The organism is Hydrogenophaga sp., assembly GCF_025699295.1.
Taxonomy (GTDB): Bacteria; Pseudomonadota; Gammaproteobacteria; order Burkholderiales; family Burkholderiaceae_C; genus Hydrogenophaga.
The window spans coordinates 185,139-207,439 of sequence record NZ_JAILWB010000004.1; the positions used below are offsets into that span (position 1 = coordinate 185,139).

General features: G+C 69.3%; 24 protein-coding genes. 5 read left to right on the plus strand and 19 right to left on the minus strand.

Annotated features, from left to right (window positions below):
- Nucleotides 1-2: 2 nt before the first annotated feature.
- Nucleotides 3-758 (minus strand): molybdate ABC transporter substrate-binding protein, encoded by a 756-nt coding sequence (gene modA / locus K5880_RS05410; RefSeq protein ID WP_297649597.1) that lies wholly within the window; start codon nucleotides 756-758, stop codon nucleotides 3-5.
- Nucleotides 759-835: 77 nt separating this feature from the next.
- Between modA and K5880_RS05415 the strand changes: the two genes are divergently transcribed.
- Nucleotides 836-1,630, plus strand: coding sequence for a TOBE domain-containing protein (locus K5880_RS05415; protein ID WP_297649599.1), 795 nt, complete (start codon nucleotides 836-838; stop codon nucleotides 1,628-1,630).
- A gap of 21 nt (nucleotides 1,631-1,651) precedes the next feature.
- Here the strand turns inward: K5880_RS05415 and K5880_RS05420 are convergent, their stop codons facing one another.
- From K5880_RS05420 to K5880_RS05475, 12 genes are all read right to left on the minus strand, one after another.
- Nucleotides 1,652-2,764: a helix-turn-helix domain-containing protein gene (locus tag K5880_RS05420; RefSeq protein WP_297649601.1), complete on the minus strand. Its 1,113-nt coding sequence runs from the start codon at nucleotides 2,762-2,764 to the stop codon at nucleotides 1,652-1,654.
- Between the two features lie 104 nt (nucleotides 2,765-2,868).
- Complete coding sequence (locus K5880_RS05425; protein WP_297649603.1) at nucleotides 2,869-3,507, minus strand: nucleotidyltransferase family protein; 639 nt, start codon at nucleotides 3,505-3,507, stop codon at nucleotides 2,869-2,871.
- Complete coding sequence (locus K5880_RS05430) at nucleotides 3,504-4,577, minus strand: XdhC family protein (RefSeq protein ID WP_297649605.1); 1,074 nt, start codon at nucleotides 4,575-4,577, stop codon at nucleotides 3,504-3,506. The genes K5880_RS05425 and K5880_RS05430 overlap by 4 nt, the downstream gene beginning before the upstream one ends.
- A gap of 6 nt (nucleotides 4,578-4,583) precedes the next feature.
- On the minus strand, nucleotides 4,584-5,159 hold the full coding sequence (locus K5880_RS05435) for a CoxG family protein (RefSeq protein WP_297649607.1): 576 nt from the start codon (nucleotides 5,157-5,159) through the stop codon (nucleotides 4,584-4,586).
- Between the two features lie 46 nt (nucleotides 5,160-5,205).
- On the minus strand, nucleotides 5,206-6,381 hold the full coding sequence (locus K5880_RS05440; protein WP_297649609.1) for a VWA domain-containing protein: 1,176 nt from the start codon (nucleotides 6,379-6,381) through the stop codon (nucleotides 5,206-5,208).
- A gap of 427 nt (nucleotides 6,382-6,808) precedes the next feature.
- Nucleotides 6,809-7,714 carry a MoxR family ATPase gene (locus K5880_RS05445; RefSeq protein ID WP_297649611.1) on the minus strand — a complete coding sequence of 302 codons (906 nt, stop codon included), beginning with the start codon at nucleotides 7,712-7,714 and terminating at the stop codon, nucleotides 6,809-6,811.
- The gene (locus tag K5880_RS05450) at nucleotides 7,711-8,502 is read right to left on the minus strand and encodes a xanthine dehydrogenase family protein subunit M (RefSeq protein WP_297649612.1); all 792 of its coding nucleotides are present in this window, start codon (nucleotides 8,500-8,502) and stop codon (nucleotides 7,711-7,713) included. The genes K5880_RS05445 and K5880_RS05450 overlap by 4 nt, the downstream gene beginning before the upstream one ends.
- A gap of 11 nt (nucleotides 8,503-8,513) precedes the next feature.
- The gene (locus tag K5880_RS05455) at nucleotides 8,514-10,892 is read right to left on the minus strand and encodes a xanthine dehydrogenase family protein molybdopterin-binding subunit (protein WP_297649614.1); all 2,379 of its coding nucleotides are present in this window, start codon (nucleotides 10,890-10,892) and stop codon (nucleotides 8,514-8,516) included.
- A gap of 11 nt (nucleotides 10,893-10,903) precedes the next feature.
- The gene (locus tag K5880_RS05460) at nucleotides 10,904-11,371 is read right to left on the minus strand and encodes a (2Fe-2S)-binding protein (RefSeq protein ID WP_297649616.1); all 468 of its coding nucleotides are present in this window, start codon (nucleotides 11,369-11,371) and stop codon (nucleotides 10,904-10,906) included.
- A 143-nt stretch (nucleotides 11,372-11,514) separates the two neighbouring features.
- Nucleotides 11,515-12,012: a hypothetical protein gene (locus K5880_RS05465; RefSeq protein WP_297649619.1), complete on the minus strand. Its 498-nt coding sequence runs from the start codon at nucleotides 12,010-12,012 to the stop codon at nucleotides 11,515-11,517.
- Nucleotides 12,013-12,141: 129 nt separating this feature from the next.
- Complete coding sequence (locus tag K5880_RS05470; protein ID WP_297649621.1) at nucleotides 12,142-12,621, minus strand: DUF1579 domain-containing protein; 480 nt, start codon at nucleotides 12,619-12,621, stop codon at nucleotides 12,142-12,144.
- 26 nt (nucleotides 12,622-12,647) lie between these two features.
- On the minus strand, nucleotides 12,648-13,379 hold the full coding sequence (locus tag K5880_RS05475; RefSeq protein ID WP_297649623.1) for an NIPSNAP family protein: 732 nt from the start codon (nucleotides 13,377-13,379) through the stop codon (nucleotides 12,648-12,650).
- 77 nt (nucleotides 13,380-13,456) lie between these two features.
- Between K5880_RS05475 and K5880_RS05480 the strand changes: the two genes are divergently transcribed.
- Nucleotides 13,457-14,416, plus strand: coding sequence for a YafY family protein (locus tag K5880_RS05480; protein ID WP_297649624.1), 960 nt, complete (start codon nucleotides 13,457-13,459; stop codon nucleotides 14,414-14,416).
- Here K5880_RS05480 and K5880_RS05485 read toward each other — a convergent pair.
- The 6 genes from K5880_RS05485 to K5880_RS05510 all read right to left on the minus strand — a co-directional run bounded on the left by K5880_RS05485 (nucleotide 14,411) and on the right by K5880_RS05510 (nucleotide 19,314).
- On the minus strand, nucleotides 14,411-14,917 hold the full coding sequence (locus tag K5880_RS05485) for a GFA family protein (protein ID WP_297649625.1): 507 nt from the start codon (nucleotides 14,915-14,917) through the stop codon (nucleotides 14,411-14,413). The genes K5880_RS05480 and K5880_RS05485 overlap by 6 nt on opposite strands.
- Before the next feature lie 15 nt (nucleotides 14,918-14,932).
- Entirely contained in the window at nucleotides 14,933-15,316 is a 384-nt protein-coding gene (crcB, locus tag K5880_RS05490; RefSeq protein ID WP_297649626.1) for a fluoride efflux transporter CrcB, read from the minus strand.
- Nucleotides 15,317-15,341: 25 nt separating this feature from the next.
- Nucleotides 15,342-16,337 carry a recombination-associated protein RdgC gene (locus K5880_RS05495; RefSeq protein WP_297649627.1) on the minus strand — a complete coding sequence of 332 codons (996 nt, stop codon included), beginning with the start codon at nucleotides 16,335-16,337 and terminating at the stop codon, nucleotides 15,342-15,344.
- Nucleotides 16,338-16,425: 88 nt separating this feature from the next.
- Nucleotides 16,426-17,721, minus strand: coding sequence for a TRAP transporter large permease subunit (locus K5880_RS05500; protein ID WP_297649629.1), 1,296 nt, complete (start codon nucleotides 17,719-17,721; stop codon nucleotides 16,426-16,428).
- Entirely contained in the window at nucleotides 17,714-18,217 is a 504-nt protein-coding gene (locus tag K5880_RS05505; RefSeq protein ID WP_297649631.1) for a TRAP transporter small permease, read from the minus strand. The genes K5880_RS05500 and K5880_RS05505 overlap by 8 nt, the downstream gene beginning before the upstream one ends.
- A gap of 131 nt (nucleotides 18,218-18,348) precedes the next feature.
- Nucleotides 18,349-19,314 carry a TRAP transporter substrate-binding protein gene (locus K5880_RS05510; protein ID WP_297649633.1) on the minus strand — a complete coding sequence of 322 codons (966 nt, stop codon included), beginning with the start codon at nucleotides 19,312-19,314 and terminating at the stop codon, nucleotides 18,349-18,351.
- Between the two features lie 94 nt (nucleotides 19,315-19,408).
- Here K5880_RS05510 and K5880_RS05515 point away from each other — a divergent pair, with 94 nt between their 5' ends.
- From K5880_RS05515 to K5880_RS05525, 3 genes are all read left to right on the plus strand, one after another.
- Nucleotides 19,409-20,368: a LysR family transcriptional regulator gene (locus tag K5880_RS05515; RefSeq protein WP_297649635.1), complete on the plus strand. Its 960-nt coding sequence runs from the start codon at nucleotides 19,409-19,411 to the stop codon at nucleotides 20,366-20,368.
- A gap of 139 nt (nucleotides 20,369-20,507) precedes the next feature.
- Nucleotides 20,508-21,284 (plus strand): putative hydro-lyase, encoded by a 777-nt coding sequence (locus K5880_RS05520; RefSeq protein ID WP_297649796.1) that lies wholly within the window; start codon nucleotides 20,508-20,510, stop codon nucleotides 21,282-21,284.
- 27 nt (nucleotides 21,285-21,311) lie between these two features.
- The gene (locus K5880_RS05525) at nucleotides 21,312-22,277 is read left to right on the plus strand and encodes a TRAP transporter substrate-binding protein (protein WP_297649637.1); all 966 of its coding nucleotides are present in this window, start codon (nucleotides 21,312-21,314) and stop codon (nucleotides 22,275-22,277) included.
- Nucleotides 22,278-22,301: the final 24 nt, after the last annotated feature.

Here is a 22,301-nt window from a genome sequence, read left to right on the forward strand (position 1 = left end):
TGTCAGACCCCGTAGCCGAAGGAGCGGATCAGGGCCTTGGTATCGGGGCTTTGCAGCAGCTTCATGAGCGCCAGCGCCGCCTCGTTGCCGGCGGCACGCTGGAGCAGCACCGCGTCCTGCCGGATCGGCGCATACAGGTCCTGCGGTACCACCCACATCGAACCGCCCTTGAGCCGGCCGCCCTCGAGCACCTGCGACATCGCCACGAAACCGATCTCGGCGTTGCCGGTGAAGACGAAGCTGTAGGCCTGGCCGATGCTCTCGCCCTGCACCAGCTGCGGCGTGAGCTTGGTGGTAAGCCCAAGCTTGTCCATGGCCTCGACCGCCGCCGCGCCGTAGGGGGCGGTTTTCGGGTTGGCGATGGCCAGCTTGCGGAAACCGTCGCTCTTGAGCACGGCGCCCTGGGAGTCGACCCTGGCGGGATCGGCCGACCACAACACCAGCTGGCCGGTGGCATAGGTGAAGCGGCTGCCCGGCTGCGCCAGACCATCGGCCTCAAGCTGCGCGGGGGTCTTCGTGTCGGCCGCGAGCAGCACGTCGAACGGCGCGCCGTTGCGGATCTGCGCGTACAGCCGGCCGGTTGAGCCCACCGTGATCCGAAGCGTGTGGCCGGTGCGCTTCTCCAGCACGGCGGCCACGGCCTTGATGGGCTCGGCGAAGTTGGCGGCCACGGCCACCTGCGCTTCTGCGGCGTGCAGCGTGCCGGCCATGGCCAGCAGCGTCAGCAGGGGCCAGCGCAGAAGAGAACGTGCGAACATCGGGCGCTCCTTTTCGTGCCGTTTCGCTATTCCGATATGGAATAGCGATGAGTATAGTCCGCACCCGACCCCTTGCCATGGCCTCCAGAAAACCCACTGCCCGCAACGCGCTGAACCACCTGCCGCAGGCGCTGGTCGACAGCAGCGCCGACAAGCGCCTGGACGTGCTGCGCCAGGTGGCCGCGGGTTGCTCGATTTCGCAGGCCGCGCGCGAGGTGGGAATCAGCTACAAGGCCGCCTGGCAGGCGATCGACACACTCTCCAGCCTGAGCGGCCAGCCGCTGGTGGAGCGCACCGTGGGCGGCGCGGGCGGCGGGGGCGCGCGCATCACGCCGCAGGGCGAGCAGTTGCTGGCGCTGGCCGCTGCGCTGGCGCGCGCGCGCGAACAGGTGCTGGCCCGTTTTGCCGGCGGTGAGGCGCTGGCCACCGGCCTGGGCCTGCGCACCAGCATGCGCAACCAGTTGCCGTGCACCGTGCTGCGCTGCGAGGCGGCCGCGCCGGATGACCCGACCGTGTGGGTGCAGGCCGGGAGCGCGGGGGGCGCGAAGCTGTGGTCCAGCGTCACGCGCGAGAGCGCCGATCTGCTGGGCCTGGCGCCGGGCAGGGCGGTGCTGCTGCTGTGCAAGGCCACGGCGGTCTCGGTGGGGCCAGCGCTGAAGGGAACCGGCGCCAGCGCCAGGCTCGCCGAAACCTGCCGCTTCAACGGCGTGGTGGACCGGGTGACACCGGGCGCTTCGCGCGATGAAATCGTGCTGGCACTTCCGGGGGGTGGGCACTGGGTGGGGTTCGCGCCGCACCCGTCGGGGCTGGCTCCGGGCGACAAGGCCGGGGCCAGCGTGGCTGCTTCGGCGCTGGTGGTCGCGCTGGGTTGATCGCGGGTCGGGCGGGCAGCGTCAGCGCCGGCGTGCGCCAAGCTTGCGGTACACAGTGGCGCGGCTGATGCCGAGCGCGCGCGCCGCTTCCTTCACGTTGCCGCGCGCGTCGTCCACCGCCTTGCGGATCAGTGCGGTCTCCACGTCCTTGAGCGGCGCGCCGTGGGCAGGACCATGCACCGATGCGCGCTCGCCACCCGGGTTGAGCTGGGCCAGCACGCTCAGGCGCAGTCCCGACCACAGCGGCACTTCGACCGGTCCGCGTTGCGCGCGCGCCGCGTCGAACAGCGATTCCATCGGCGCGGCAAACAGTTCGCTGCAATGGCCCGGCGCAGTGCCGGGTGCCACGCCCAGCATGTCGGCGGCCGGGCGGTTGAGCGCGGTCACCAGGCCGTCGGCATCCACGCAGACCAGGCCGTCGCTGTCGTCACCGTGCAAGCGGCCGGGCCAGTTCAGGCACAGCAGCAGGCGGTGAGGCTGCCCCAGGGTGAGCGCGTTCTCGATGCTGCGCGCGGACTGCGTCACCAGGTGCTTGAGCGCGGGCTGCTCGATCACGTTCACGCCGGTCAGGTCGAGCATGCCGACACACCGGCCGTCATGCCCCCAGATCGGCGCGCCGGCACAGCTGTAGACGCTGGTGTCGTCGTAGAAGTGTTCGCCCCGATGCAGCCACACCGGCTGCAGTTCGGCCAGCGTGGCGCCGATGGCGGTGGTGCCCACGGCGCGTTCCGACAGGTCGACGCCCACGCGTGCGATGTTGGCCGCCAGCGGGTCGTTGCGGTCCACCGGGCCATGGACGTTGATCACCATGCCGCGCGCGTCGGTGAGGATGGCGAAGTACCGCGTGTGCGCCATGGCGCGCGTGAGCGACTGGATCACCGGCGCGGCGGCGCGCAGCAGCGGCTGGCTGGCCTCGATGGCATGGTGCATCGCACCGGGGGACACGGCGTCGAAGGCGATGTGCTGGCGCGGCTCGAAGCCCAGGTCGAGGCAACGCCGCCAGGAGCGCTCGACCCAGGGCGCCAGCAGGGGCTGTGCCTGCGGCGCGCGGATCTCCAGCACGAGCTTGCGGGCCTGCTCGATCAGGGCAAGCCGGTGCTGCTGGGGAACCGGGGTCAGGTGCTGGGGGGTCACGATCGGCGGGGATGTGGCTGGGCCGGGGCCGGGCTGATGAATCCGTGGAGCGCTGTCCATTAGAGCAGCGATTGCGCTGCCCGTGCAGGCCGCGGTGGTCCGGGTTAACCCGGCCAGCGCCAGGTCCAGCGGGTTTCGCGCGCCAGGGTGTTGAGGTCCTCGGGCGTGTCCAGATCGCGCGTGTAGTGCGGATTGTCCGTGGCCCAGAGCCGCACGGCCTGCGGGTGCGCGGCCCGCCACTGGCGCAGGCTGGGTTGGGCGGGGGTGGTCAGCTCCGCGCGCACCCGGGCGTCGAAGATCACCGGGTGGCCCGGCTGCCCATGCACCATGGGCACCTGCACGCGGATGCCCGGTGAGCGTGCGATGAAGGCCTGCAGGGCCGCCTGCACGTCGCTGCCGTCGATCAGTGGCTGGTCGGCCAGCAGCACCACCACCTGCTGCATGCCGGGCGAAAGCGCGCGCAGGCCGGCGCGCAGCGACGAGGCGGTGTCGTCCTCCGGGCGCGGGTTGATCACGCACAGCGGCACGATCGCCTCGGGCAACTGCGCCAGGTGGGCCTGGATGTCGGCCGCGTGGTGGCCCAGCACCAGCACCAGGTCGTGTCGCGACTTGCCGCGCAGCGGCTGCACCTGGCGCAGCAGGCGCTCCAGCAGGCTGCTGCCGTTGAGTTCGAGCAGGCACTTGGCCACGCCACCCATGCGGCGCCCGGCGCCGGCCGCGAGGATGACGAAACCGGTTTTCACGGCGAGACGAAGCAGGTGGGCGCCGAGGCCGCAGCCGCGAGCGTGTTCTTGGCGCTGGCCACGTCCATGTCGCGCGGCAGCGGCACGCCGTTCTTCACCGCCAGCACCTCGGCCATGATGCTCACCGCGATCTCGGGTGGCGTCTTGCTGCCGATGTAGATGCCGATGGGCCCGCGCAACCGCGCCAGGCTCTCGGTGGTCTGGTCGAAGTGCTCGATCATGCGCGCGTGGCGGGCTTCGTTGTTGCGGCGCGAGCCGATCGCGCCGACGTAGAAGGCCTCGGTCTCCAGGGCTTCGAGCAGGGCCAGGTCGTCCAGCTTGGGGTCGTGCGTGAGCGCGATCACGCAGCTGCGGCGGTCGACGCGGAAGTCGCGCACCACGTCGTCGGGCATCTCGGTCAGCAGGCGCACACCGGGCACGGACCAGGCGTTGCGGTACTCCTCGCGCGGGTCGCAGACGGTGACCGCGAAACCGCTGAACAGCGCCATGGTGGCGAGGTACTCGGTGAGCTGGCCGGCGCCGATGAGCAGCATGCGGTATTCGGGGCCGAAGGTGTTGCTGAGCCACTGCGCGTCCTCGCGCAGCGCGGCCGGCGCGGCGGCCTGGCGCAGCTCCACGCGGCCGGTGGCAAGCTCGGTGCGGCGCTCGACCAGGTGGCCGGTCTCGAGCGTGCGCACCAGTTCCGCGAGCGACGCGGCATCGGGGTTGAATTCCAGCACCAGTTCCAGGGTGCCGCCGCAGGGCAGGCCGAAGCGGTGCGCCTCGTCGGCGCTCACGCCGTACTTCACCCGCTCGGGCGGGCCGGTGGGAATGTCGTGCGTGATGCCGGCGGGTGCGCTGCTGCCCTGCACCGCGCCGTGCGCGCGGCTGTAACGGTAGATCAGATCGTCCTCGATGCAGCCGCCCGAGACCGAACCCACCACGGCGCCGGTTTCGCACAGCGCCATGATCGAGCCCACCGGGCGCGGCGACGAACCCCAGGTGCGCACCACGGTGGCCAGCAGCGCGCGCTGGCCCTGCAGGCGCCAGCCGTGCAGGGTGCGCAGGACGGTGACGTCGAGGTTTTCCATGTGCGTTCAGCCCTTCGTGGCCAGGTAGATCAGCGCGGCCACGACCACCGCGATCGCGGCCCAGGCCCATGATGGCATGCCGCCACCGGGCTTGGGCATGGCCCGCATGTCCGACGCGGCCGGGGCCGCCGCGCCCGGGTGGCGGCTCTGCAGGGCCTCGTCGAAACGGCGGAAAAAGTCCTCGGCCAGCGACTTGGCCGCGCCGTCGATCAGGCGCTGGCCGAGCTGCGCGATCTTGCCGCCCACGGTGGAGTGCACCGTGTAGCTGAGTTCGCAGCCCGTACCGGCCGGCGCGAGCTGCACCGCCGCCTCGCCCTTGCCGAAACCGGCTACGCCGCCCTGCGCGTCGAAGCCGAGCTTGTACGAGTTCGGCGGCACGATGTCGGAGAGCTGCACGCGCCCGTTGAAGCGCGCGGACACCGGGCCGATCTTGACGGCGGTGGTCACGGCGTAGGTGTTGGCCTCGGTGAGTTCGAACTTCTCGCAGCCCGGGATGCAGGCCTTGAGCATCTCGGGGTCGTTCAGGGCCTCCCAGGCCTGTTGCTGGGTGACGGCGAGCGTCCGGCTGCCTTGCATGTCCACGTTGATATCTCCTGTGCGGGTGGAATGATGAATGAAATCGGGTGCGTCAGCCGCGCCGCATCAGCTCGGCCATGGACCGTGCGAGGTCTTCCAGGCGGCTGAGGTTGTGCACGGCGAGCATGCCGTGCGCGTGGCGGTGCAGCACGCTGGCGCCGCTGGCCAGGGGCGCATAGCCCTCGTAGCGCAGCAGCGGGTTGAGCCACAGCAACTGCCGCGTATGGCGGCCCAGCCACCGCAGTTCCTCTTCGAGCGCCTCGGGCGCACCGGTGTCCAGGCCGTCGGTGATGAGCAGCACCACGGTGCGCCGGCCCACCAGGCAGCGTTTGTGCGCGGTGCGCAGCTGCGCCAGCGCGGCGCCCAGGCGCGTGCCGCCAGCGAAATCGTCGATGGCCTCGTTCGCCATCGCCAGCATCTGGTCGGTGTCGCGCTGGCGGAAGGCGGGCCGCAGGTCGGTCAGGTCGGTGCCGAAGGCAAAGGCGGCGCGTGGCGTGCCCTGCGTGGCCTGGTGCAGGAAGGCCAGCAGCAGGCGGGCGTAGCGCTCCATGGAGCCGGAGATGTCGACCAGGATCAGCAGGGGCAGCGGCTGGCGCCGGCGCGTGAGCAGGGGCAGTTGCAGCAGTTCGCCACCGAGCCGTCGGGCCTGCTGCAGCGCGCGTGGCCAGTCGGGGTGGTGGCCCCGCGTGCCGGCGCGCGTGCGCCGCGCGCGCACCGGCGGCAAGGGCATGGGGATGTCGCGCACCAGTTGCTCGACCAGGCGGAATTCGCTGGCCGAGAGCCCGGCAAAGTCGGCATGGCGCAGGCGCTGCTGGTCGCTGGCGGTCATGGCGGCGTCGAACTTCAGCTCGGTCTCGCCCTGGTTGGGCGTGCGCGCTTTCAGGCCCGCCACGCTCAGCGCTTCCTGCACGCGTGCCTTGCGCCGCACCGGGTGGGCCTTGGCGGCCTTGGGCAGCATCTGGGCGAGCAGTTGCTGTGCCAGTTCGGGGTTGCGAAAGAACGCGTCGAACATCTCGGCGAACACGCCGATGTCCTGCTGGCGGCTGACCAGCACGGCTTCGAGCGCGGCGCGCAGGTCGTCCTTGCGTTCCAGGCCCACGGCCTGTGCGGCGGTGATGGCCAGCACCACGCGGCTGCTGTCCACCGGCACGCCGGCGCGGCGCAATGCGCGGCCGAAGGCGGTGATGTGGTCGGGGAGTTTTCCGCTGCGTGCGTCGCCGAGGATCATGTCGTCTTTGCAGGTTTGTCGCCTGCACCTCGCGCTGACGGCTGGCGTGGTCCGCGTTCTCCGGCGCACGCTCGCGGGCGTCTGCCCGGGTGGGCCTGCGCCATGTCATGAACGCCGTGGCGGGTGCTCAGCTTCTGTGGCAACCGCGAATGGCGCCTGCGCCCGCGAACCCCACCATCCGTCGAGAGTGGCGGGAGGGCGCGCAGAGGATGTCTGCTTTCGGTGGTGTGCCTGGGTGCCACTGGGGTCGATGGGGTGGGTGTCCGGGCGCAGGCGCCATTCGCGGTTGCCCCAGAGCCTGCGCGCAAACCACGGCGTTGATGAAGAAATGCATGAGCACCCGGACCTTCGCCTGCGAGCGTGCGCCGGAGAACGGGCACACGCCCCATCGGCCCGGACGAAAAGCAAGCGAGCAAGATCCCCGAATTCATACCGGCTCAGGCGCCAGCAACTGGTCCAGCATCGGCAACAAGGCCGCCACGTCTTCGCGCTGCTTGAACAGGATGCCGGCCGTGTCCTGGATCACCTCGGGGTCGAGCGTGAGCGTATCCAGCGCCACCAGCGCCTTGGCCCACTCCACGCTTTCGGCAATGCCCGGGCTGCGCTGGAAAGCGTTGGCGAACGGCTGGTCGCGCAGACGCGAGACGAAGCGCGTGACCTGCTCGGTGAGCGCGGCGCTGGCCTGCGGCACCTGGCTCCTGACGATGGCGAGTTCGCGCTCGCGATCAGGGTAGTCAAGCCACTGGTACAGACAGCGGCGCTTGACGGCGTCGTTGAGTTCGCGCGTGCGGTTGCTGGTGAGAATGGTCAGCGGCGCGGCCACGGCCCGGATGGTGCCAAGCTCGGGGATGGTGACCTGGTACTCGCCCAGGTACTCCAGCAGGAAGGCCTCGAAGGGCTCGTCGGCGCGGTCCACCTCGTCGATCAGCAGCACGGCGCCGGGCTCGGGCGTCTGCAGCGCCTGCAGCAGCGGGCGGCGGATCAGGTAGCGTGCCTGGTAAACCTCGCGCTCGATCTCGTCGGGGGTCGATACCGCCTGCGCAGCGCGCATGTGCAGCAGCTGCGCGGTGTGGTTCCACTCGTAGAGCGCCTCGCGCTGCTCCATGCCGTCGTAGCACTGCAGGCGCAGCAGCGGGCGGCCGAGCACCTTCGCCAGCGCCTTGGCCAGCTCGGTCTTGCCCACGCCGGGCTCACCTTCGAGCAGCAGCGGACGCTGCAGGCGCATGGCAAGAAAGACGGCGGTGGCCAGCCGCCGGGGTGCGTGGTAGCCCACGCCCTGCAGGGCGTGGGTGAGGCCGTCGATGGAGTCGGGGGTCTCGGGCAAGCGGCTCATCCGTTCGCCTGCCGCACCGCGGCCTGCGTCTGCACCGTGACCAGGTGGGCGCGGTAGGCGGCGCTGGCGTGCAGGTCACCGCTGATGTCGCTGGCATCGATCGCCACGCCCTTGACCGCGTCGGGCGTGAAGCTCCTGGCCAGCGCCGCTTCCAGGCCCTTGTGGCGGAACACGCCGTTGCCGGTGCCGGTGATGGCCACGCGCACGCCCCCGCCGGTCTGCGCCACGAACACACCCACCAGCGCGAAGCGCGAGGCTGGCTGGCGGAACTTGGCGTAGGCCGCTTTCGCGGGGATGGGAAAGCGGATCGCGGTGATGAGTTCACCCGGCTCCAGCGCGGTGGTGTAGAGGCCCTGGAAGAAGTCGTCGGCGGCGATCTCGCGACGGTCGGTGACGACGGTGGCGCCCAGGCCCAGCACGGCGCTCGGGTAACACGCGGCGGGGTCGTTGTTGGCCACCGAGCCGCCCATCGTGCCCATGGCGCGGACCTGGCGGTCGCCGATGCCCTCGGCCAGCGCGGCCAGCGCGGGGATGTGCTTGCGCACGTCGGCGCTGGCGGCCACGTCCTGGTGCCGGGTCATCGCGCCGATGACCACATTCTGGCCCTCGACCTTGATGCCGCGCAGTTCGGCGACGCCGCCCAGGTCGACCAGGTTCTCGGGGCGCAGCAGGCGCTGCTTCATCGAGGCGATCAGGGTCTGGCCGCCGGCCAGGGCCTGTGCGCCGCCCGCGGCGAGGCGCTTGGCATCGGCCAGTGTCTTGGGTTGTTCGAGCGTGAATGCGTACATGGTTCTTCTCCTTACTTCACGGCCTGGATGGCAGCCCAGACGCGGTTCGGGCTGGCCGGCATGTCCAGCTCCTTCACCCCCAGCGGTGCCAGCGCGTCCAGCACGGCATTGATCACCGCCGGTGGCGAGCCGATGGCGCCGGCCTCGCCGCAGCCCTTGGTGCCCAGCGGGTTGGTGGTGCACGGCGTGACCACATGGCCGAGGCGGAAGTCGGGCACGTCGTCGGCGCGCGGCATGGCGTAGTCCATGAACGAACCGGTGACGAGCTGGCCGGTCTCGCGGTCGTACACGCAGTGCTCCAGCAGCGCCTGGCCAATGCCCTGCACCAGGCCGCCATGCACCTGGCCCTCGACGATCATGGGGTTGATGATGGTGCCGAAGTCGTCCACCGCGGTGAAGCGGTCGATGCGCACCACGCCGGTCTCGGGGTTCACCTCGACCTCGCAGATGTGCGTGCCGGCGGGGAAGGTGAAGTTGGTCGGGTCGTAGAACGCGGTCTCGTTCAGGCCCGGCTCCAGCTTGTCCAGCGGGTAGTTGTGCGGCACGTAGGCGGTGAGCGCAACCTGGCCGAAGGTGACCTTCTTGTCGGTGCCTTTCACGGTGAACTCGCCGTTGGCGAAGTCCACGTCGGCGTCGCCGGTCTCCATGAGGTGGGCCGCGATCTTCTTGGCCTTGGCCTCGATCTTGTCGAGCGCGCGCATGATGGCCGCGCCGCCCACCGAGATGGAGCGCGAGCCGTAGGTGCCCATGCCGAAGGGCACGCGGCCGGTGTCGCCGTGCACGATGTCCACCTGGGACGGGTCCAGCCCCAGGCGCGACGCCACCACCTGCGCGAAGGTGGTCTCATGGCCCTGGCCGTGGCTGTGCGAGCCGGTGAACACGGTGACGCTGCCGGTGGGGTGCACCCGCACTTCGCCGCACTCGAACAGGCCGGCGCGCGCACCGAGCGCACCTGCGATGTTGCTCGGCGCCAGGCCGCAGGCTTCGATGTAGCTGCTGTAGCCCACGCCGCGCAGCAGGCCCTTGGCCTTGGAGTCGGCCTTGCGTTTCTCGAAGGTCGACATCTCGGCCAGCTCGTTGGCCTGGGCCATGCAGGCCGGGAAATCACCGGTGTCGTACTGCAACGCCACGGGCGTCTGGTAGGGGAAGTCGGTGATGAAGTTGCGGCGGCGGATCTCGTCCTGCGACAGGCCGGTTTCCCAGGCCGCGCGGCTCACGATGCGTTCGAGCAGGTAGGTGGCCTCGGGCCGGCCCGCACCCCGGTAGGCATCGACCGGCGCGGTGTTGGTGAACCAGGCGTCCACCTCCACGTAGATCTGCGGCGTCTTGTACTGGCCCGCGAGCAGCGTGGCGTACAGGATGGTCGGCACCGCGGTCGAGAAGGTGGAGAGGTAGGCGCCCAGGTTGGCGTCGGTGTGCACGCGGAAGGCGAGGAACTTGCCGTCCTTGTCGAGCGCGAGCTCGGCGTGGGTCACGTGGTCGCGGCCGTGCGCGTCGCACAGGAAGGCCTCGGAGCGGTCGCAGTTCCACTTGATCGCGCAGTTGAGCTTCTTCGAGGCCCAGGTCAGGCAGACGTCCTCGGCGTAGAGGTAGATCTTGGCGCCGAAGCCGCCGCCCACGTCGGGCGCGATCACGCGCACCTTGTGCTCGGGCAGGCCCATCACGAAGGCGGTCATCAACAGGCGCTCGACGTGCGGGTTCTGGTTCGCCACGTAGAGCGTGTAGTCGTCACCGGCGCGGTTGTAGCTGGCGATGGCCGCGCGCGGCTCCATCGGGTTGGGCGCCAGGCGGTTGTTGACCAGGTCGATCTTCGTCACATGGGCCGCGCCGTTGAAGGCTGCGTCCACCGCGCCCTTGTCGCCGATGGCCCACTTGTAGCAGTGGTTGTCGGGGGCGGCCTCGTGCAGCGTGGGGGCGCCCTTCTTCATGCTGTCGCGCACGTCCACCACGGCGGCGAGCGGCTCGTAGTCCACGTCCACCAGCTCGGCGGCGTTCTTCGCATTCTCCAGCGTGTCGGCCACCACCATGGCGACGTGGTCGCCCACGTAGCGCACCTTGCCGAAGGCCAGGATGGGGTGCGGCGGCTCCTTCATGGGCTGGCCGGCGGTGTCGGTGATCAGCCAGCCGCAGGGCAGGCCACCGATCTTGTCGGCGGCGACGTCGTTGCCGTCGAAGATGCCGATCACGCCCGGCGCCTTGAGTGCTGCGGCCTTGTCGATCTTGCGGATGTTGGCGTGGGCGTGTGGCGAGCGCACGAAGATCGCGTGGTGCATGTTGGGCAGCACGATGTCGTCGGTGTACTGGCCTGCGCCGGTGAGAAAGCGGTAGTCTTCCTTGCGCAGCAGCGATTCGCCGATGTGCGGGAGCTTGGAGAAGTCGGATGCACCCATGGTCTTGCTCCTCAGGCCTTCATGCCGGCAGCACCTTGCTGCACGGCCTTGACGATGTTCTGGTAACCCGTGCAGCGGCACAGGTTGCCTTCGAGCTGTTCGCGGATTTCGGTGGCACTGGCGCCCGGGTGGTGCTTGCACAGGCTGACCGCGCTCATCACCATGCCGGGGGTGCAGAAGCCGCACTGCAGGCCATGGCAGTCCTTGAACGCGGCCTGCATGGGGTGCATGGTGCCGTCGGCGCTGGCCATGCCTTCGATGGTGGTGACCTCACTGCCCGCCACCTGGGCCAGCAAGATGTTGCACGACTTGACCGCGCGGCCATCGACCAGCACCGTGCAGGCGCCGCACTGGGCGGTGTCGCAACCCACGTGGGTGCCGGTGAGTTTGAGGTGTTCGCGAATCGTCTGGACCAGCAGCGTGTGGGGCGCTGCGTCGACGGTCACGGCCTTGCCGTTGACCCTGATCTGAACCTGCATGCTTGTCTCCTTGTTGTGTTGGGGCACAACAAGTTGAGCACGGGCGCCAGACGGTGATTTGCGGGTTAACCCTGAAATCGCGCGCAGGCCGCCAATCATTCTCAAATTGAGACGTGGCCGGAGGGCAGCGCCCCGGCGGGTGCTCAGAGCTGGTTTGTTGCCCGGACGGTTTCGGGGCGGTAGCGAAGGCGGACCACGGCGTCGTCAAGCACTTCCAGGTGCACGCTGGTCCGTCGGAAAGACCACTTGCGATCGATGTGGGTGGTCGAGCGGTCCTGCCGGCTCTTGGTGCTGATCTCGAGGCCGTAGCGCGCCTTCAGCGAAGCTGTCAGCCGCTGGGCGATGGCCTGTGCTTCCCGTGGCGAGGCGGCCTGGGTCTGCAGCACGGTGCTCTGGAGCCTGTCCTGTTCGAAGCCGAAGGCCACGGCGAAGTCGGCGCCCACCAGTTCGTAGGCCGGTATCCGCAACAGCACACGGCCATCTTCGGTGGCTGGCGCGTCCGCGACTGCGGGCACGGCTTCCGGAATCAGGGCGCTCACCTCCGCTGGCGTGGCCCCCGCGGGCACGCCGCGCCACAGCGCTTGCGCCGAAGCGCCCGCGCTGGAGAGCAGCAGGGCGGTGCAGACCAGGATGTTCTTCATGTGGGGTGTTGGACGCAGACCGGGCCGTGGAGTTCGTGGGCGGACGCGCCCGATGCGCGGGCGCGGCCTTGACCCTGCCGGGGAGGATACCGGAGAGATCGTCCTGCGGTCCGGCGGTGGCGGCCGGAGTCATGCTGCGCTGCGGTGAAAGCGCATCGTCCAGTTCACCTCCCAGGAGGCTCCGCCGTCAGCGGAAAACGCCTGTTCCCAGTGTGGCGACGGTGTGTGCGTGTCGGTCCAGAGAAAACGCACCCGGATGGCGCGGCCACCGAGCACGTCGTGGGCGAAGAAGCGGCCCACGCCATGTTCGAACGCGCCGACCACCGGCACGTCCAGCCGGTGCGGCTGCCGGGCGTCGAGCCACCAGATGGACCAGCGGCCGGTGGCGGCATCGTGTGTGCGCAGGGTGGCGGCCCGGTAGTGGCCACCGGGCAGATGCAGCAGGTTGTCGTCCACGTTGCCGCCGCCCCCCAGGATGGCTTGCGCGCTGCAGCTGCCGCCGAAGGTGTCCCAGTCGGTGCAGCCGCACAGGCGTTCGCGCAGGCGGCGGTGCTCGACCTGCCAGTGGCCGAGGAGGAAGTCGAAGTCGTGTGTGCTGGTGGTGGGCATGGCGGGTTCCTGGGTGACGATGGATGTCAGCCATGCAGCGCGGAGCGCGCGGTGGGCACGAGGCGGTGGCTCTCGGCGGGGCCGGCGAGCCAGGGGGCGAGCGCGGGCTGCGCGTCGCGTGCCCAGGTGCCGCCGCGGCCGAAGGCGTCGAAAGCGGCGAGGTCGTCGAACAGGGCCAGCCCCACCAGCACGGGCTCGCCCTCGCGCACCGGCAGGCGCGGGAAGTTGTTGGGCGTGGATGCAGTGACATACCAGGCGATGCGCCGCGCGCCACCCTGTCGCAGCACGGGCGAGAGCACCTCGCGGCAGAGCGCCAGCAAGTCGCCGCCCGCAGGTGCCCGCAGCGGGAACACGCTGGCGTCGAGCAGGCCGGGCGGGGTGCTGGCAGCGCCGGGCGCGGCGCGCCCGGATACCGGCCCGTCGATGCCCGCGCCGGGCCAGGCCGGGCGCAGCAGGAACACGTTGTCCGAATCGACCATGGTGGCGTTGGCCGCGTCGCGGTGGGCCTGCCAGACCGGGCCGCCGTAGAAGGCCTCCAGGCCCGCGCGGCGCTGGTCCCTGTCGGCAAAACCGCGCAGCCAGACAAAGTTCTTGTCGTCGTCGAGGTCACGGAACTGGCCGATCACGCGCATGCCGACGGCTTCCTGGGTTTCGATGAATTCGCGGTCGAACAGCTCGATGAGTGTGTCGCGCTGGCCCGGGTGCAGGGTGTAGCGGCGCAGTTCAACGAGGGCCGATTCGGATGGAGCAGAGGTCATGGCGGGTTCCTTGAAAAGTGATGGACCGATGATCCGCTCCGTAACATGACATGGTGTGTCATGTTTAAATCGGCGGCATGAAAGCCAGCCGCCTGCTCTCGATCCTGATGCTGCTGCAGGCGCGCGGGCGGATGACGGCGCCGGCACTGGCGCAGGCCATGGAGGTGTCGGTGCGCACCGTGCTGCGCGACATTGACCAGCTCTCGGCCGCCGGCGTGCCGCTGTGGGGCGCGCGTGGCCGGCAGGGGGGCTTTCAGCTGCACGAAGGCTGGAGCACGCAGCTCACCGGCATGACCGAGCCCGAGGCCAGCGCGCTGCTGCTCGCCGGCTTGCCGGGGCCGGCCACCGAACTCGGCCTGGGCGCGGCCGCCGCCTCGGCGCGCCTGAAGATGGTCGCCAGCCTGCCCAGTGGCTGGCGCGAGCAGGCCGACCGCGTGGGCGAGCGCCTGCACATCGACCCGGTGGACTGGTACCGCGCGCAGGACGCGCCGAGGTTCCTGCGCGAGGTGGCTGACGCGGTCTGGCGCGCGCGCCGCATCGAGGTGCACTACGAAAGCTGGCGCGGGCAGGCGCGGCGTGTGCTGGAGCCGCTGGGGCTGGTGCTCAAGGCGGGTGCGTGGTACCTCGTTGCACGCCCGGCCGATGCCGCTTCAGGCCAGGCCGACCGCGTTCGTACCTACCGGCTGGCCAGCCTGCTCGAACTGAAGGCGGGCGCGGCATTCCGGCGCCCACGGTCGTTCGATCTCGCGCGCACCTGGCAGGCATCGGCCGCGCGCTTCGAATCGGAGCTGCGCGCGGTGCAGGTGCGCGCCCGGGTCTCGCCACGCTGTCTGAAATGGCTGGCGAATGCGCGCATCCCCTTCACCGACCTCGAAGGCGACGAGGTGACGATCCGTGTGGAGTCGATCGAGCAGGGCGCGCGGCAGCTTCTGGGCTTTGGCGACGAGATCGAGGTGCTGGCGCCCCCCGCGTTGCGTGAGCGCATGGCGCAACAGGCCGCAGCGGTTCTGGCGAGGTACCCCGCGGCGGGGTCATGACGCCTTGCTGGCGGGTTTCCGGACTTTCGCGCCGTGCTCCCGGTGCCACTGTGCGAGGGAAAAATCCGGATAGGCGTCAAACTGTTCGTCGCCCTTGCGGCCTTCCACGTGGACCCAGGGCGCTTTCGAGCCCAGCATGATGTGCACGTTGCCGGGCGGGTTGGGCAGGGGTGTGTCGATCGCGCTGGCATGGGGGTGCACCAGCTCGGGCCAGCGCGGGTCCCACAGCCAGAGCGCGCTGCCGCACTTGCCGCAGAAGTGCCGCTGGCCGCTGCTGTGCCGCACCTGGTCGCCTTCGTCGATCATCGCCTGGTAGATCCGCAAATGGCGCTTGCCTTTCACTTTCAGCGTGCGGTGGTCGGCGCCCAGGTTGATGGCGTAGCCACCGCCGCCCGCCGTCTTGCGGCAGATCGAGCAGTAGCAGCGCATGAAGGGCACGGGCTCCGTCGATTCGACCGAGAACCTGACGCTGCCGCAGTGGCAGGAACCTTCCAGTTGCATGGGAACCTCCTCGGGTCAGGTGGGCGTGAACCAGATCGCTGCCGTGCGCATGCCCAGCCACGTCAGCAGCAGCGAGCCGAACAGGTGCAGGCTGGCCGTGCCGCTGGCCAGCAGCCAGCGGCCGTGCTGCAGCATGGAAACGATCTCCAGCGAGAAGCTGGAGAAGGTGGTGAGCGCGCCCAGCAGACCGGTGACGATGGCCAGGCGCCATGCCGGGTCGATCTGCGTCTGGCTCTGGAAGAACACCACGGCCACGCCGATCGCGTAGGCGCCGATCCAGTTCGCCGCCAGCGTGCCCCAGGGCAGCAGGGCGCTGCCGTGGTTGAACCACAGGCTCAGGCGCCAGCGGGCCAGCGCGCCGAGCACGGCACCCAGGCTGATCGCGATGACGCTGTGCATGCGCTGCCCTTGCCGTCAGGCCGCGTCAGAACGGCGGGCCGTCGTCGTCGCCGCCTTCGGCCAGCGCAGGTTCTGCCATGGGCATGGCTGCGGGCGCTGCGGTGTCGGGTGCCGCGGCGCCGAAGGCCATCTCGCCGCCCAGTGCCTCGACCAGCTCGGGCAGCAGCTTCTGCAGCTCGCCGGTGGACAGGGCCACGTCGGCGTCGAAGCCGTTCTCGCCCTCGTCGGGGCGGCCGTCGAACACGCCTTCGAGGAAACTGATCTTCTTGAGCTGCAGCGATTCGGTGAGCACGAAGCCGATGCGCCCTTCCCAGCTCAGGGCCAGGCGCGTGGGCAGCTTGCCCTCGGTGATGTGCTTGCGCACCTCGTCGGTGGCGAGGTTGTGGCGCGTGAACTTCACCACCGACTTTTCCTCGTCACCGGACTTGAGCTCGCATTCGCGCTCGACCGCGAAGCCGCCGGGCCATTCGTCCGGCGTGGTGGCCGAGAGCCACTGGGTCATGGCGGTCTGCGGCGTCACGGCCGTCTGCAGCAGGGTGATGGCCAGGCCGTCGAAGGCGCGCACCAGCGCCGTCACCACCTCGTCGAGCTTGCCCTGGCTGCTCGCGTCGGTGACAAGCCAGCCGTTGTCCAGGTCGATCCAGACCCAGACGTTCATCTGGCGCGCGAAGGCCTGCGGCAGCAGGGCCAGCAGCGCGTCTTCGCGCAGGGCTTTTGTTTCCTTCTTGCCGGGCTTGCGGCCGGTGGTGGCCTCGATGTGGTCGGCTTCTTCCTGGGCCTTCTTGCGCACCACCGAGCCCGGCACGCCCTTGGTTTCGATCTGCAGTTTGAGGATGCGCTGGCCGGCGACCGATTCCACCAGCGGGCCATGGGCCTCGCCGCGCGGTTCGACCCAGCCGACCGATTTGTCCTGCGTGGCGCCGCAGGGTTGGAACCGGGCCGCGTCCAGCGCGGCCTCCATCTCTTCCAGCGTCGCGGCCCAGCCGGGCGCGATGCGGTAGATCGTCACATTCTTGAACACGGGATACCTTCAAAAAAACAAACCCTGCGCCAGGTGGGGCAGGGCCTGTATCTTAGTTTGTCGCTCGGCGCGCCAGAGGCCAGGTGCTCTACATCCGGGAGGGCAGCCACAACGCGATCTGCGGGAACCACCACAGCAGCAGCAAAGCCAGCACCATCAGGAAGAAGTAGGGCGCGCAGACGCGCGCGATCCAGGTGATCTCGCGTTGCGTCATGCCCTGCAGCACGAACAGGTTGAAGCCCACGGGCGGCGTGATCTGCGCCATTTCCACCACGATCACCAGGTAGATGCCGAACCAGATCAGGTCGATGCCGGCGGCGGTGACGGTGGGCAGGATCACGCCCATGGTCAGCACGATCATGGAGATGCCGTCGAGAAAACAGCCGAGCAGGATGTAGAACAGCGCCAGAGCGATCAGCAGCACCGCGGGTGACAGGTTCAGGCCGGTGACGAACTCGGCCAGGTGGCGTGGCAGCCCGATGTAGCCCATGGCCAGGGTGAGAAACGCCGCGCCCGCGAGGATGAGCGCGATCATGCAGTACAGGCGCGTGGCGCCGAGCAGCGAGTCGCGGAAGGTGCGCCAGTTCAGCGAGCCCTGGGCGGCCGAGAGGATGAGCGCGCCCACCACGCCCACGGCCGCGGCCTCGGTGGCCGTGGCGATGCCGGTGTAGATGGTGCCGATCACGCCACCGATGAGCAGCAGCACCGGAATCAGGTGGCGCGACTCGTCGAGCTTCTGCAGCAAGGTCATGCGCGTGTCGCTGCGCGGCACCTTGTCCGGGTTGAGCAGCGCCCAGACCATCAGATGGCCGCTGAACAGGGCCGCGAGCAGCAGGCCGGGCAGCATGCCCGCGACGAACAGCCGGGCAATCGACACTTCGGCGGCGACACCGTAGACGATCATGACGATGGAGGGCGGGATCAGCAGGCCCAGCGTGCTGGCGCCGCCGAGCGAGCCCACGATCTTCTCGGCCGGGTAGCCACGCTGGCTGAGCTCGGGAATGCTCATCTTGCCGATGGTGGCGCAGGTGGCAGCCGACGAACCCGAGACCGCGGCGAAGATGGTGCTGCCCAGGATGTTGGTGTGCAGCAGCCGCCCCGGCAGGGCATTGACCCAGGGCGCGAGGCCGCGGAACATGCTCTCCGAGAGTTTGGTGCGGAACAGGATCTCGCCCATCCACACGAACAGCGGCAGCGCGGTCAGCGTCCAGCTGCTGGCTGCACCCCAGATGGTGATGGCCATGGCGTCGCCTGCGGGCCGCGAGGAAAACAGCTCCATGCCGATCCAGGCCACGCCGGCCAGCGTGAGGCCGATCCACACGCCGCTGCCGAGCAGGGCGAAGAGCGAGACGATCAGCAGGGTGATGACCACGACCTCATTCATGGCGCGTCTCCGCCGGGCCGTGGGCGCGCTTGCGCAGGTATTCGAGCACCCATTCGTCGATGAAGGCGATCAGCAGCACCGTGGTGCCCACGCCCATGAGGATCTGCGGGATCCACAGTGGCGTGGCGTCGGCCGCGGTGGAAATGTCGTGGTAGGTGTGCGACTGCCAGGCCAGGCGCCAGGCGTAGACCGCCAGCAGGCCGGCGAGCAGCACCGCCACCGAGAGCGACCAGAGTTCGAGGCCGCGCCGCGCGCCGCCCGTGAGCTTGCCGATGATCAGCGTCACACGGATGTGCTCGCCGCTCTTGAGCGTGTGGGCCAGCGCCAGGAAGCCGGCGCCGGCCATGGCATAGCCGGCGTAGGCGTCGGTGCCGGGCACATAGAACTGCAGCAAACGCCCGAAGATGGACAGCAGCACCATGATCAGCACACCGATCATGAACAACGCGGCCAGCCAGGCCGCGCCGAGGTAGAGGGCATCGAGCGATTTGCGCATGGGGATGTGACTTCAATGGAATGACCCGTTGCGCGTGCCCGGGTCCAACCCAGCGGGCACCGCGGAACTGGCTCTGCCAGGCCGCAGGTGCCGCCCCCTTGAGGGGGTCGCGCGGAGCGCGGCGGGGGTGGCTACTTCCGGTACGCGTCGAGCATGGCCTGGCCTTCGGGGCCGGCCTTGCCCAGCCATTCCTTGACCATGGTCTCGCCGACCTTCTGCATGTCGGCCTTGAGGGCGGCCGAGGGTGGCTCCACCGCCATGCCGTTGGCCTTGAGCGTGGCCAGGGTGTCGGTATTGACCTTCTCGGAGGCGGCCCAGCCCCGCGCCTCGGCGGCAGCGCCGGCCTTGAGCAGGGCGTCCTGCGTGGGTTTGTCCAGCGCGTCGAAAGCGCGCTTGTTCACGATGACGGCGTTCTTGGGCAGCCAGGCCTGCACGTCGTAGTAGAACTTCAGGTGTTCGTAGAGCTTGCTGTCCACACCGGTGGCGCCCGAGGTCATGTTGGCTTCGACCACGCCGGTGGCCAGCGCCTGCGAGAGCTCGGCGGCCTGCACCGTGACCGGCTGCGCGCCCACCAATTCGGCGATGCGCGAGGTGGCCGGGCTGTAGGCGCGCCACTTCGCGCCCTTGAGGTCGGCGGCGCTGGCCAGCGGCTTCTTGCTGTAGATGCCCTGCGGCGGCCATGGCACGGCGTAGAGCAGCTTCATGCCCTGTTCGTCCAGCTTCTTCTCCAGGATGGGCTTTTGCGCCAGGTACAGCTTCTTCGAGTCGGCGTAGCTGGTGGCCAGGAAGGGCAGGCCGTCGGCACCGAACATCTGCCATTCGTTCTGGTAGGCCGCCAGCAGGATCTCGCCGGCCTGTGCCTGGCCGCCCTGCACGGCGCGCTTGATCTCGGGGGCCTTGAACAGCGAGGCACCGGGATGCACCGTGATCTGCAGCTTGCCGCCGGTGGCCTTGTCGACATCGGTCGCGAAGGTGGCCAGGTTGACCGAGTGGAAGTTGGTGGCCGGGTAGGCGGCGGGCAGGTCCCACTTGGTCTGCGCGTGAGCGCCGGTGCTCAGCGCCAGCGCGGCGGCCATCATGGCAAATTGGTGCTTCATGGTTTCTCCGGGACAATGGTGGAATGAAGAGGAACGACAGCATAAATGCAAATAGCGGGCCAGGCGTCAGGGTGTTTTCCCCGGGGCCTGGCGCATGAACCTGCGCTTCGTCGAGGCGTTCTACTGGGTCGCCTCGCTCAAGAGCGTCACGCGCGCGGCCGACAAACTGTTCCTCACGCAGTCGGCCATGTCCAGCCGTATCGCGGCGCTGGAAGAGGAACTGGGTGTGCTGCTGCTGGACCGGCGCGACAAGCAGTTCCGTCTGACCGTGGCGGGCGCGCGCTTCTTCACCTACGCGCAACGCATGCTGGCGTTGCAGCGCGAGGCCAAGGCCGAGATGGGTTCGGGCGCGGCGCTGGCGGTTTCGCTGCGCATTGGCGCCATCGAGTCGGTGCTGCACTCCTGGCTGATTCCCTGGATCGAGAAGCTGCGAACCGACCACCCGGCGCTGGCGCTGGAGCTCACGGTGGAGACCACGCCCATCCTGGTCGAGCAGGTGCAGCGCGGCACGCAGGACATCGTGTTCGCCGCACTGCCCGCAGCGGCCGATGGCGTGCGCAGCCACAACCTGCCGCCGATGGAGATGGTCTTCATCGGTCATGCGCAGCGCCACCGCAAGCGCCGCTACGCCCTGGACGACCTGGCCGCGCTGGAGCTGCTGACTTTCCAGCGCGGATCGCATCCGCACGTGGCCCTGCTCGACCTGTTCCGTCAGGAGGAAGTGGAGCCCGGGCGCGTGCATACGATTTCGTCGATCTCGGCCATGGTGCAACTGGTGCAGGGCGGATTCGGCGTGGCCACCTTGCCGCTCAATGCTGTGCGCCGCATGCACAACTCCCCCGACCTGCGTCCGCTGGCCTGCGACCACGCGCTGCAGCCGCTGCCCATCCACGCCAGCTACCGCACCGACCCGACCACCGACGCGGTGGAGACGGTGCTGAAGTCGGCGCTGGCCTTCGTCGAGGCACTGCCGGGCACACGGGCGCGCGTCGCGCGTGCACCATCCGGGCGCGCGACGCCCCGTTCCAGAGCATCGAAAAAGTCGATGACGTAAGCGAAAAATTTTGAATTTGAACTGCTGACGACCGCACTCCACAATCCGCCCAACGTCATCACGGTGACATGTGGAAACAAGAGGAGTCGCAGTGCGATCAGCTTTGCAATCGGCGGTGGAGGTGTTCGGCCAGGACGGCATGCAGCGCGCATCCCATGTGCGCGCCCTGATCCGCCAGGGCCTGTGGACCTCGCACACCAGCGGCCTGGCCGACGAGCATGTGCAGGGCAACGTCGTCATCCTGCCGCAGGCACTGGCCGGTGATTTCCTGCGCTACTGCCAGCGCAACCCCAAGCCCTGTCCGCTGCTGGCCGTGTCGGAGCCGGGCGAACGGCGGCTGCCCACCCTGGGTGCCGACATCGACATCTGCACCGACGTGCCGCGCTACCGCGTGTGGCACGACGGGGACCTGGTGGACGAGCCCACCGACATCGCGGCGCTCTGGCGCGACGATCTGGTGAGCTTCGTCATCGGCTGCTCGTTTTCGTTCGAGCAGGCGCTGATGGAAGCCGGCCTGCCGCTGCGCCACGTCGAGCAGGGTCGCAATGTAGCGATGTTCCGCACCCGCATCGCCACCGAGGCGGCCGGCCCGTTCCAGGGCCCGCTGGTGGTGACGATGCGGCCGATGAAGGCGGCCGACGTGATCCGCGCCGTGCAGGTCACCTCGCGCTTTCCCACCGTTCATGGGGCACCGGTGCACATCGGTGACCCTTCCCTGATCGGCATTGCCGACCTGTCGAAGCCGGACTACGGCGACGCCGTCGACGTCATGCCCGATGAACTGCCGGTGTTCTGGGCCTGTGGTGTCACGCCACAGGCCGCGATCCAGCAGGCCCGCCCCGCGTTCTGCATCACCCACGCCCCCGGCGCGATGCTGATCACCGACCTTCTCAACAACCAGCTGGCCAGTTTCTGAGCCGGTGTCCGAACCAGGAGCCTTCCGATGAAAAAGATGATGTTCAGCCTCTGCGCGCTCACGCTCGCCGGTGCCGCCGCGGCGCAGACCAAGTGGGACCTGCCCACCGGCTACTCGGCCAACAGCTTCCAGACCCAGAACGTGCAGCAGTTCGCCAACGAGGTGGAGCAGCTCACCGGCGGCAAGCTCAAGATCACCGTGCATGCGGGCGGTTCGCTGTACAAGGCCAACGAGATCAAGCGCGCGGTACAGACCGGCCAGGTGCCGGCGGCCGAGTTCATCCTCTCGGGTTCGGCCAACGAGAACCCGCTGTTCGGCCTGGACTCGATTCCCTTCCTGGCCACCAGCTACCCCGCCGCCCGGCGCCTCTACGAAGCGGGCAAGCCGGTGCAGGACAAGCTGCTGGCCTCGCAGGGCATGAAGCTGCTGTTCACCGTGCCGTGGCCGGGCCAGTCGCTGTATTCGGTCAAGCCCGTGAACTCGCCGGCCGACCTGGCCGGCACCAAGATGCGCGCCTACAACCCGGCCACCACGCGCATCGCCCAGATGCTCAAGGCCCAGCCGGTCACCATCCAGCTCGCCGAGCTGCCGCAGGCCCTGGCCACCGGTGGCGTGCAGACCTTCCTCACCTCCAGCGCCAGCGGTGTCGAGAGCAAGCTGCACGAGCAGGTGAAGTACTTCTACCCGGTCAGCGCCTGGCTGCCGCGCAACGCCACCGTGGTGAACCAGAAGGCCTTCGATGCGCTGGACAGGCCCACGCAGGACGCGGTGCTCAAGGCCGCGGCCTCGGCCGAGCAGCGTGGCTGGATCACCAGCGAGCGCCTGGACGGCGAGTTCATCAAGGAACTCGGCGCCAGGGGCATGACCATCGCCGCGCCCTCGGAGAGCGTGAAGAAGGAACTGGCTTCCATCGGCGAAACCATGACCGCCGACTGGCTCAAGACCGCCGGCCCTGAGGGGCAGGCCGTGATCGACGCCTACCGCAGCCGGTAAGCGCCCGCCCGCCGCGGGCGGTGG

What these genes read in the sequence shown, in the direction of transcription:
- modA (WP_297649597.1), bottom strand. Translation starts at nt 758, where the DNA reads ATGTTCGCACGTTCTCTTCTGCGCTGGCCCCTGCTGACGCTGCTGGCC.
- K5880_RS05415 (WP_297649599.1), top strand. Translation starts at nt 836, where the DNA reads ATGGCCTCCAGAAAACCCACTGCCCGCAACGCGCTGAACCACCTGCCG.
- K5880_RS05430 (WP_297649605.1), bottom strand. Translation starts at nt 4,577, where the DNA reads ATGGAAAACCTCGACGTCACCGTCCTGCGCACCCTGCACGGCTGGCGC.
- K5880_RS05440 (WP_297649609.1), bottom strand. Translation starts at nt 6,381, where the DNA reads ATGATCCTCGGCGACGCACGCAGCGGAAAACTCCCCGACCACATCACC.
- K5880_RS05445 (WP_297649611.1), bottom strand. Translation starts at nt 7,714, where the DNA reads ATGAGCCGCTTGCCCGAGACCCCCGACTCCATCGACGGCCTCACCCAC.
- K5880_RS05450 (WP_297649612.1), bottom strand. Translation starts at nt 8,502, where the DNA reads ATGTACGCATTCACGCTCGAACAACCCAAGACACTGGCCGATGCCAAG.
- K5880_RS05455 (WP_297649614.1), bottom strand. Translation starts at nt 10,892, where the DNA reads ATGGGTGCATCCGACTTCTCCAAGCTCCCGCACATCGGCGAATCGCTG.
- K5880_RS05460 (WP_297649616.1), bottom strand. Translation starts at nt 11,371, where the DNA reads ATGCAGGTTCAGATCAGGGTCAACGGCAAGGCCGTGACCGTCGACGCA.
- K5880_RS05465 (WP_297649619.1), bottom strand. Translation starts at nt 12,012, where the DNA reads ATGAAGAACATCCTGGTCTGCACCGCCCTGCTGCTCTCCAGCGCGGGC.
- K5880_RS05470 (WP_297649621.1), bottom strand. Translation starts at nt 12,621, where the DNA reads ATGCCCACCACCAGCACACACGACTTCGACTTCCTCCTCGGCCACTGG.
- K5880_RS05475 (WP_297649623.1), bottom strand. Translation starts at nt 13,379, where the DNA reads ATGACCTCTGCTCCATCCGAATCGGCCCTCGTTGAACTGCGCCGCTAC.
- K5880_RS05480 (WP_297649624.1), top strand. Translation starts at nt 13,457, where the DNA reads ATGAAAGCCAGCCGCCTGCTCTCGATCCTGATGCTGCTGCAGGCGCGC.
- K5880_RS05485 (WP_297649625.1), bottom strand. Translation starts at nt 14,917, where the DNA reads ATGCAACTGGAAGGTTCCTGCCACTGCGGCAGCGTCAGGTTCTCGGTC.
- crcB (WP_297649626.1), bottom strand. Translation starts at nt 15,316, where the DNA reads ATGCACAGCGTCATCGCGATCAGCCTGGGTGCCGTGCTCGGCGCGCTG.
- K5880_RS05500 (WP_297649629.1), bottom strand. Translation starts at nt 17,721, where the DNA reads ATGAATGAGGTCGTGGTCATCACCCTGCTGATCGTCTCGCTCTTCGCC.
- K5880_RS05505 (WP_297649631.1), bottom strand. Translation starts at nt 18,217, where the DNA reads ATGCGCAAATCGCTCGATGCCCTCTACCTCGGCGCGGCCTGGCTGGCC.
- K5880_RS05510 (WP_297649633.1), bottom strand. Translation starts at nt 19,314, where the DNA reads ATGAAGCACCAATTTGCCATGATGGCCGCCGCGCTGGCGCTGAGCACC.
- K5880_RS05515 (WP_297649635.1), top strand. Translation starts at nt 19,409, where the DNA reads ATGAACCTGCGCTTCGTCGAGGCGTTCTACTGGGTCGCCTCGCTCAAG.
- K5880_RS05520 (WP_297649796.1), top strand. Translation starts at nt 20,508, where the DNA reads ATGCAGCGCGCATCCCATGTGCGCGCCCTGATCCGCCAGGGCCTGTGG.
- K5880_RS05525 (WP_297649637.1), top strand. Translation starts at nt 21,312, where the DNA reads ATGAAAAAGATGATGTTCAGCCTCTGCGCGCTCACGCTCGCCGGTGCC.